This is a genomic window from Chryseobacterium elymi (genome assembly GCF_003385495.1).
Taxonomy (GTDB): Bacteria; Bacteroidota; Bacteroidia; order Flavobacteriales; family Weeksellaceae; genus Chryseobacterium; species Chryseobacterium elymi.
The window spans coordinates 1-9,305 of the sequence record NZ_QNUH01000038.1 but is presented as its reverse complement, the minus strand read 5'-3'; the positions used below and the strand labels follow the sequence as shown (position 1 = coordinate 9,305).

9 protein-coding genes are annotated in these 9,305 nt (G+C 36.5%); 2 read left to right on the top strand and 7 right to left on the bottom strand.

The genetic code is table 11. The features are described from left to right. The 4 genes from DRF60_RS20370 to DRF60_RS20355 all read right to left on the bottom strand — a co-directional run. Window positions 1-215, bottom strand: a 215-nt coding sequence (locus DRF60_RS20370; protein WP_133297258.1) for a hypothetical protein, incomplete at its 3' end; no start/stop codon positions are given. Between the two features lie 220 nt (window positions 216-435). Beyond that, on the bottom strand, window positions 436-2,469 hold the full coding sequence (gene feoB, locus DRF60_RS20365) for a ferrous iron transport protein B (RefSeq protein ID WP_116015125.1): 2,034 nt from the start codon (window positions 2,467-2,469) through the stop codon (window positions 436-438). Next, window positions 2,469-2,723 (bottom strand): FeoA family protein, encoded by a 255-nt coding sequence (locus tag DRF60_RS20360; protein WP_116015122.1) that lies wholly within the window; start codon window positions 2,721-2,723, stop codon window positions 2,469-2,471. Before DRF60_RS20360 ends, feoB begins: the two co-directional genes overlap by 1 nt. A 135-nt stretch (window positions 2,724-2,858) precedes the next feature. After that, entirely contained in the window at window positions 2,859-3,776 is a 918-nt protein-coding gene (locus tag DRF60_RS20355) for a GLPGLI family protein (protein ID WP_116015119.1), read from the bottom strand. Window positions 3,777-4,012: 236 nt separating this feature from the next. On the opposite strand from DRF60_RS20355, the gene DRF60_RS20350 reads away from it, so the two are divergent. Next, window positions 4,013-4,510: a DinB family protein gene (locus DRF60_RS20350; protein WP_116015116.1), complete on the top strand. Its 498-nt coding sequence runs from the start codon at window positions 4,013-4,015 to the stop codon at window positions 4,508-4,510. 67 nt (window positions 4,511-4,577) lie between these two features. On the opposite strand, the gene DRF60_RS20345 is transcribed toward DRF60_RS20350, so the two are convergent. Continuing rightward, on the bottom strand, window positions 4,578-7,253 hold the full coding sequence (locus tag DRF60_RS20345; protein WP_116015113.1) for a carboxypeptidase-like regulatory domain-containing protein: 2,676 nt from the start codon (window positions 7,251-7,253) through the stop codon (window positions 4,578-4,580). A 435-nt stretch (window positions 7,254-7,688) separates the two neighbouring features. Between DRF60_RS20345 and DRF60_RS20340 the strand changes: the two genes are divergently transcribed. After that, on the top strand, window positions 7,689-8,570 hold the full coding sequence (locus DRF60_RS20340) for a cupin-like domain-containing protein (RefSeq protein ID WP_116015110.1): 882 nt from the start codon (window positions 7,689-7,691) through the stop codon (window positions 8,568-8,570). A 36-nt stretch (window positions 8,571-8,606) separates the two neighbouring features. On the opposite strand, the gene DRF60_RS20335 is transcribed toward DRF60_RS20340, so the two are convergent. Continuing rightward, window positions 8,607-9,017: a hypothetical protein gene (locus tag DRF60_RS20335; protein WP_116015107.1), complete on the bottom strand. Its 411-nt coding sequence runs from the start codon at window positions 9,015-9,017 to the stop codon at window positions 8,607-8,609. Next, on the bottom strand, window positions 9,007-9,305 hold a 299-nt coding region (locus DRF60_RS20330; RefSeq protein ID WP_238640264.1), incomplete at its 5' end, for a hypothetical protein. The genes DRF60_RS20330 and DRF60_RS20335, both read right to left, overlap by 11 nt.

Below are 9,305 nucleotides of genomic sequence, written 5' to 3'. Positions count from 1 at the left end.
AAGGACGCTCTTGTTTTGTTGTTGATTGAAAAGATGGTTTCCAAAGATTTATCTTCAGGACCTTCAGTAAAAATATATGTTTCAATATTCGTATCAAGGTTTACACGGATCATTACCTGATCTGCATAGGACTTGATTTTAGTGGTATCGATTTGGGCATTTACCCAAACGGTTAGAAGAGAGAATAAAAAGGCTGCTGCTGATTTTGGGCTCAAATCGAAAAGGTTTTAATTTCAGAGAATGAAATTACTACAATTTTTTCAATTATAGGCTTAAAACAGGATCAGGAGCAACCGCAGTCTTTGTCGCAGCTAGTTCTTTTGGAACTAAATTTTTTCGGTGCAAAATTCTTTCTGAGCACTCTAAATAAGGAGTAACAGGCAAATGCAACGATTAGTATGATGATGATATACTGAAAAATTAATGAAGTATCCATTATTTTAAAATCTGATATGCTATCAACGACACAAAATATGCCAAACCGGTCATCATTACAACCTGAAAGCCGGTCCACTTCCAGCTTTTGGTTTCTCTGTAGACTACTGCAAGTGTAGAAACACACTGCATTGCAAATGCATAAAATAAAAGCACGGAAATTCCAGTGGCGAAGCTGAACACTTTCTCCCCGTTAGGCTTTACGTCTCTTCTCATTTTATCTATTACTTTCACTTCGGGAGCATCATTATCCAGGCTATAGAGCGTAGACATTGTTCCCACAAAAACTTCTCTGGCCACAAAACTTGTCAGAATTCCCACGCCCATTTTCCAGTCGTAACCAAGAGGCTCGATAAGAGGTTCAATTCCTTTGCCCATTTTGGCCAGATAGGAATGGTCGAGCTCTACATTGGTAGCCACAAACTGATTGGAATTCTGCTTAGGACCGAAGTAGCTTAAAAACCATACAATGATGCTTACAATAAAAATAATCTTTCCTGCTCCTGTAATAAAGTCCCAAACTTTACCCAGAACCATTTTAAGGTCATATCCGAAAAGGGGCTTTTTATAAGTGGGCAGATCCATTACAAGATAGGTCTTGTCTTTATTTTTGATAAATCTTTTTAATACTGCTGCAGAAAAAAGCGCTACGAGGAAGCCTAAAAGGTACATTCCCATCAGTACCAGCGCTTTATATTTAATTCCAAGGAATGATTCTTCAGAAATGATCAATCCGATAATGATACTGTATACCGGAAGTCTTGCAGAACAGGTCATAAAAGGAGTAACCAGTATGGTTAACAGTCTTTCTTTTACATTCTCAATATTTCTTGTAGAGATCACAGCAGGAATAGCACAGGCGGTACCTGACACCAATGGCACAATACTTTTCCCGTTCAGTCCGAAAGGGCGCAGCAGCCTGTCCATGAGGAATACTACTCTCGCCATATATCCTGAATCTTCCAGTAAGTAAAGAAAATACAATAAAATACCAATCTGCGGTGCAAATACTACGATTCCTCCGATTCCGGGAATAATTCCACTCGAAATCAGTGAATTTACCGGTCCTTCCGGCAGGTGTTCTCCTGTAAAGGCAGCCAGCCATGAGAAGGAATCCTCGATCCAGTTCATCGGATATTCTGCAAGGAAGAAAACGCTTTGGAAGATAATCAGCAGGATAAGGAGAAAAACAACATAGCCCCAGAATTTGTGAACCAGTACTTTATCTAATTTTTCTGTTAAAAGCTCTTTGAACTGGGCTTTTTTAGAGATTACATCCGCCAGTATTTTATCTACACTCTGATATCTTCTTACGGTCTCCTGAACCTGAAGCCGTTTTGGAACCAGGCTTTTAGAATCCGGCTGGTTAAGAAGATCTTTTATAGATTCTATTTTTCCGAGATCGGAGCCTAAAGAAAGGCTCATCCAGGCTTTATATTCGTTATCCAGTCCTTTGTGGGCCACAATTTTCTGAATAAAGTCTTTATGTTCATTTGGCGTTTCAAAAGAGATCTTATCTGCTTTTTTAAATCCGCCATTCAGGACGGCTTCTTTGATCTCTTCTATTCCGATCTGCTCTTTGGCATTAGTCTGGATAATTTTAATTCCCAAAGCATCAGAAAATTTCTGGATATCGATACTAATTCCTCTTCTTACTGCCTGATCAATCTGATTGACCACCAGAATCATAGGAATACCTAGATCCTGTATCTGCTGAAAGAGAAGCAATCCTCTTTTTAAGCTTAATGCTTCAAGAATATAGATTACGCCTTCATAATTTTTCTGCTCATCAATAAGAAATTTGGAAAAAATAGCCTCGTCTTCCGAACTTGGATAAACGCTGTACGAGCCCGGCAGGTCAATCACCTCAACCTCTTCATTTTTATAGGTGTAATTTCCGGAATGGCTTGCAACGGTAACTCCTGCGTAGTTTCCAGTCTTTTGTTTTTTGTTGCACAGTGCATTGAAAACCGTAGACTTTCCTACATTAGGGTTCCCCACTAAAAGGACTTGTTTTTTCTTATTTTCCTGCATTAATTCAATTCTTCAACAATGATATATTCTCCTTCTTCTTTACGAAGAGCGATGCGGCTTTTTTCTTCTCCAAATTCTACATACATGGGACCATTGAAGGGTGCCTGGTACAATATCCTGAAAATGGTTTCCGGTAATAGTCCCATTTCTATGATCTTGTTTGGCATTTTCAGGTAATCGTTATCGTACCCCAAAATCTTCCCCATTTTGTTTTTAGGGAAATCACTTAATTTATGTAAGTCAATCTGTTTCAAAGCCGGATTTTTTGTAAGGGCAAATATACGTTATTTAAATTTAATCTAAATAACAGAAGACATGAAAGAAATCAACCCAAATACATTGCTGTACCTGGGTTGATTTTAAAAATATAATTTAGTTGATATGAATGCTTATTTTTTCTTTTTGTCCTCTTGTGTCGATGATATCTCTATCGGGTTGTCATTGGCACTGTAAAATTCTTTGTACTGCTTCTCCTGTTTTTTAACCATATCGCCAACTGTACCATCCATTCCAGGAACTGTTTTGGACAGCATTTCCTGAGTCATCATAGGTCTTATGGACGCAAAAGGGTCTTTTTTGAAATCACTGAATGTTTTTTCAAATTTTTCTCTTGACAATTCATTTACCTTTCCTCCTTTTGCCTGCATCAGGTTTTCGATATAAGAGTATTCTGTATAATCCTTGACTTTTTTATTTCCCTGTAAAACCCAAGAGTAATTTTTCTGATCATCTTCAATTTTAACAATTAAACCTGGCAGTCCAAAGAATTTGTAAGGCCCATCCTGAAATGGTAAATCTGTACTAAACCATGCAGTCCATTTTCTTCCTCCGAATTCAGTGGTTGCCTTTTGAGTGTTGTACTCTCCTATTTTCTGTTTATCGTTAAGGATATTCCAGTTGAATTTTAAGTCTTCGCTATATCCTATGTTACTTGGTGTAAACCCGTTTGCTATCTTATCAACATACTGCACTTTCATACCTGGATATGATTTGTATATTCTGGCTGAAATTTTAGGGGTTTTAATAGTTTTTGACAGATCTTTCATGATTCCTGCTTTCTGCATGGCTTCGATTTCAACTTTCATGATAGAATCCTGAGCGATCACTGTATAATCCTGATAAATAGATCTGTTTTTGTCTGTAATATCCAGAATTGTAATTACTTTATCCATCTTGGCAGAATCTTTCTTCGGCTTAAAAGTCAGTTCATAGAAGAAGCGGTTTGCTGTCTCTTTTGATTCTTTCGAATCCTGCGCCGATGCCAAGGCAAAAAGTGCGATAAAGAATACAGAAAATAGATTTTTCATTATAATAGCATTTACTAATTAGTTATCAATTGCTTTAATATGTTACATTTTTTTTCAAAATTTTATTTATATAAAATTAATCCACTGATAACCAGCAATATAATGTACGTCATAAAATTTGTTAGAATTTCTAAGATCATATTAATTTTCCCTACAGCAATGAATAAAATTATGATTTTCTTACAATACTTTCTTTCCCAAAACCCTTATCTTTAAGTACTTAAAAACAAAATATTATGGATACTTTATCACAATTTAAAGATGAACTGGAAGCAGAGTACCAGACAACCCGTAAATTTTTCGAAGTTTACCCTGAAGGGAAAAACGACTATGCGCCTCATGAGAAAAGTATGAAAATGATGCCTCTTGCGACTCATATTTCCGAGATTTTCGGATGGCCGGACGTGATGCTGAAAACTTCGGATCTGGATTTTGCAAAAGGAGATTTTCAACCTAAGCATCTTTCTACCAAAGAAGATCTTCTTCAAACTTTGGATGAGAATTTCAAATCTGCGCAGGCAGCTCTTGATAATGCTAAAGAAGAAAACCTTAATGACACATGGGCTTTAAAAAACAACGGTCATGAGGTGGCCAAATGGAGTAAATACGGATCCATTCGCCATTCGTTGAATCAGATTACCCACCACAGGGCCCAGCTGGGTGTTTATTACAGGCTGAATGACATTCCGCTTCCTGGAAGCTATGGTCCTTCTGCAGATCATCAGAGCTTTTAGCAATATGTATGGATATATCTCAAATAAAAAACCCAATCTCAGTAAGATTGGGTTTTATTTTATTTTTTTACTTAAAATTGAATTTCACAGTAAACATAACCTGGCTTGGTCGAAGCTGATATCTTGTAAAAGTAATATTCGTGGTATTGATATCATATGTTTCGAATACTTTTTTGTTGGCTATATTCATCCACTTAAGCTCAAAATCAATTTTCTTTTTGGCCCAGGTAAATTGATATGAAACGTCATAGAATCCGTTGTGGTATTTTTGATCTGCTGCGTTTGTATTTACCTGATCCCAGTTGAATCCGATAGTATGATCTTCTACCGGATAGAAGAACGCTCCAAGATTATGCGTGAACCCGGTTCTGGTGGCACTGGAGTTTATATTTCCTGTACTGGTTTGCTTTGTTCTGGAAATACTTGCATTATAATCTATACTCATCCAGCTGAAATAAGTATTATTGAATTTAATTCCGTAAGACTGGCTGTTGTTGTTGTTTGTAAAAGAATTATTATTCAGGAATGCGTCAGATTTTGCTGTATTATTGCTGTAGCTAAGAGAGGCATTTGTTTTAAACTTTGGAAAGTATTTTCCTGCTTCTACGCTGTAGCTGTTGTTTAATACATGATTATCCTGTTCTATATACTGCATTACGGTATAACCTGCTCCGTTAATTAACGGGTTTGAAATCAGGTTTCTTTTAGCATCCGAAAATCTGTAATTGATATTGAAGAATAAATTATTCAAAGGGTTTCTGTACTCCAGTCTTGTTCCTGCGGATTTATTATTATTCTGAGGAATGGGGTTATTGATATCCATTGCATTAATTCCGCCTGGAGAGGTCATTAAGAACCCTGAATAAGCTGTATTTATTTCTCCAAAATTGTTATTAATATTAGCATTTACCGAAGCTTTCCAGAAAGAGGCAAAAGTATACTGTGCAAAAACGCTTGGCTCAAAAGTCACTTTATTTACATCTTTAGCAACATTTCTTAAGGGATCTTCCGCTTTAATGTTATTAGAGTTTACAGGAAAATTGGCATACAGCATCCATGAATCATTTTTATAATTTACTCCCAAGCTTCCGTAAGGTGTTGCTGTAGTATATGTAAGATCATTACTATAGGCTGTCGGAAGTGCTCCTGCTGTTATAATATTTGATAAATCTGAAACTAAATTTGTTGTTTTAAAGTTAAATCCGACTTCCGGAGTGAAGGTCCATCCTTTTTTAGAGAATCCAATATTCGCAGAATGGTTGGCTTCAATCGTTTTAAGACTCAGATTTTGTTTCGCAAAATTCTTAGGTTCAGGAGTGAATCCCGGAATGTCCAAATAAGAGGCCGGAAAAACCTTCAATGTCTGTTTGTCTGTCTGGTAACTTACAAAAGATAAAAGATTCACCATTTTTTCTTTCCACGGAATAATGGTACTCAGAGAGTTCTGGAAAGATGTTGTTGGCGATTCTATTGCTTCATCACCGTGTCTCTTCAATCCGTTTGCTGCATCTGTTCTGTCAACAAGTCCTCTGTCTGCATTCCAATACTGAGAAAAACTTGTGGTATTTTTAAAGAATCCTTTTTTAGCATTTTTTGTAAATATTAATTCTCCTTTTGCTTTATCTGTGTAAAAATTATTAAGAATGTTTACAATATTGGAGCTTCCCCCAAAATAATCTGTCTGGCTGTAAGATTCTCTTTCAACTGCATTATTGGTATAGTTGGCATTGGCTTTAAGCTCCCACTCTTTCTTTTTGTCTATATTGGTAAGATAATTTGCCGACAGGTAATGTACATTGTTCATCAAATATCTTTTTACCGGAAGGTTGGGTGTACTTGCATTTTCTACATTCAGCCAGTCATTTTGAGAAGCATTAATTCTTCTTCCTTCGAACCGGCTTCCAAAAGCTAAGATATTTCCTTCATTTTCCACCTGCTCACCCATATTGTTCGTTTTGTAATTCACCACCCACTGGCTTTTCTTTCCAAAAAACATGGGGGTAAGTTTAACATTCCATAACCACGGGTCTCCGAATCCTGTCCCAACCTCTCCTCTTCCGGTCATGGTAACGGAATTTTTCAGTTTGATATTGATCGCTGCCTGATCGGAAGGCACTTTATCCTGAAGAATTTTTACCGGCTGGTGATTTTCAAGGACTTCTACTTTCTGTACTGCATCTTTGGGAAGCGAGTTGTTGATCGTTCCATACCCTCCTTCCATCAGGTCTTTTCCGTTAACATAAAATTTATTGATGGCATTTCCCTGGTAAAGAATTGTTCCGTCTTTATTGACTTCAATACCGGGAATTTTTCTCATTACATCGGCAAGCGTTCTGTCGCTTTTACTATCAAAAGCTTTAAGATCATAAGCAATAGTGTCTCCTCTTGCGGTAATCATCTTGGTTTTTAACTGGACTTCTTTTATTTCTGTAGCTTCAGACTGCATTTTGAAAGTCAGTGCCTGATCGCTGTTGCTGATCTGCTTGGTCAGAGGTTTTTGGTTGAACGCTTTTACTTTAAGATCTACATTGGGTTCCGCAGATGTAAACGTTACTTTATATTCTCCCTTGGAATTGGTAATCCCGTATGCCAAAATAGCATCTTTGCCTGGCTCCTCTATGGTAACACTGGCACTGGGAATGGGGGATCCGTCTTCATCGGTAATTTTCCCTGACACTGTTTTCTGTGCAAATGTGAGCACAGTGAAAAAAAGCATCAGAAATAAAGAAATCTTTCCTTTCATAATTTATTATTTGCCTTATTAGTTTGTAGCTTGTGTTTTTTGTTACACTTTTATAAAGATGTATTTTAATGATAAAGGTTAAATGTTTAACACTATAAATTTAGTGATATTTTTATAAATATTATTTTTTAACAAAACTATTGAGATAACAATATGTAAATTTTGTTTCTAAAATTTGTTTGGCTTGTCAATTCTTTAAAAACTGATTGCAAAATTGAAACATGAATTTAATCCCTTTCATTTATCCGATATATTATATTGAATAAATAATGCTTAATATTGGGGAACAGCCAAGAATTTTTAAAGAAAGAAATGACTTTTTATTTTTTTATTTAGTCTAAATTGTTAAAAATGATTTGAATCATAGATTAAAAAATACTTAAACACTGATTCATATATATTTATTTAATAATTTTGTAACATAAAATTTATAGAATGGGAATTATTTTAAAGCCTATAGATGTTGTAGATGATATTACTCAGGAAGAGTTTACGGAAAAATATCTAAAGCCCAGAAGGCCCGTTGTCATTAAAAATATGGCAAGAAACTGGCCTGCTTACCAGAAATGGACTATGGATTATGTGAAGGAAGCAGTAGGTGATGTGGAGGTTCCTCTTTATGATTCTAAAAAAGCCGATCCCGCAGCTCCCATCAATACGCCGACTACAAAAATGAAGTTTGCAGATTATATAGATCTTATTCAAAAGGAACCTACTGATCTGAGAATTTTCTTTTTTGACCCTATAAAACACGCTAAAAAATTACTGGAAGACTATATTTCTCCTAAAGAACTGATGGGTGGTTTTCTTGATAAATATCCATCTATGTTTTTTGGAGGGAAGGGCTCTGTAACTTTTCTTCATTTTGATATTGATATGGCGCACATTTTCCATACCCATTTCAACGGTAGAAAACATGTGAAGCTGTTTGAATATAAATGGAAAGAAAGACTGTATCAGCTTCCATATGCAACCTATGCGCTGGAAGATTATGATATCGACAACCCTGATTTCGAAAAATATCCTGCCCTGGACGGTGTAGAAGGAATTGAGTGCTTCCTTGAGCATGGTGATACGCTTTTCATGCCTACCGGATGGTGGCACTGGATGAAATATCTGGACGGAAGTTTCTCCATTTCTTTGAGAGCATGGGACAAATCCTGGGCGGTAAAAGCTCATTCTTTATGGAACCTTACCGTACAGCGAAAATTTGACGATATTATGAAGTCTAATTTCAAAAAGAAATACATGGACTGGAAAGAAAAAGTAGCCGTTAAAAGAGCAGAAATTGCTTTAAAAAGGGGCTTACCAAAATAAAAACAAAAAAGACGTTTCAATTTGAAGCGTCTTTTTTTATTGCTGCCTATTTACAAGCAGTTCCTCCATATTTCTTGTTACCTCATTGCAGGAAAAGCAGGCTTCTTTTCCATCCTGGGAAAACCATCTGCACTGGGACCGGATCGGGCAGAAGGCTATTTCTGCTTTTTTCTGGAAATCCAAATTCTGAACCTTCCGGGAAAGAGAACATTTAGATTCTTCTTTATTCCATTGGGCACAGCCCTTTTCTACACATTTTCCGGTAAAACGGAATCTCTGCTCAAGGCTGTTTTGATCTTTATTCAGACTCAGAAAATCTTCTGTAACAGTAAGAGGCGTGATAAACTGTACCTTTCCGTCTTTGCCTACTACTCCAAAAAGCTGTGCCCCAACTTTTCCTACATAACTGGGACACATCTTTTTGGAAGTATTAGAATTAGCCTCCATAGCTCTTTATTTGAGACTGGATGGTTTTCACCTGGCTCTGAATATCAATTCCCGGCTTGAAAATAATGATACCCCAGGGAAACCAATCTTTTATTTTCATGGGTCTCAGCAGTCCTTTGAAATCTCTGTGAGCTCCAAAAGCCTGAGTATTATCAATCTTTGAAAGTTCAGAAAGAACAACGTTCTGAATTCCTCTGTCAATGTTTTTCAGCTGCTCATCCGAAAGATCTACTCCTTCCAGTGAAACGAAAAAATGCTTTTTAGTTGCCATAACTATAGTTTTTATTG

Coding starts and splice junctions, on each gene's coding strand:
- DRF60_RS20345 (WP_116015113.1), bottom strand. CDS start 7,253: ATGAAAGGAAAGATTTCTTTATTTCTGATGCTTTTTTTCACTGTGCTC.
- DRF60_RS20355 (WP_116015119.1), bottom strand. CDS start 3,776: ATGAAAAATCTATTTTCTGTATTCTTTATCGCACTTTTTGCCTTGGCA.
- DRF60_RS20335 (WP_116015107.1), bottom strand. CDS start 9,017: ATGGAGGCTAATTCTAATACTTCCAAAAAGATGTGTCCCAGTTATGTA.
- DRF60_RS20350 (WP_116015116.1), top strand. CDS start 4,013: ATGGATACTTTATCACAATTTAAAGATGAACTGGAAGCAGAGTACCAG.
- DRF60_RS20340 (WP_116015110.1), top strand. CDS start 7,689: ATGGGAATTATTTTAAAGCCTATAGATGTTGTAGATGATATTACTCAG.
- feoB (WP_116015125.1), bottom strand. CDS start 2,469: ATGCAGGAAAATAAGAAAAAACAAGTCCTTTTAGTGGGGAACCCTAAT.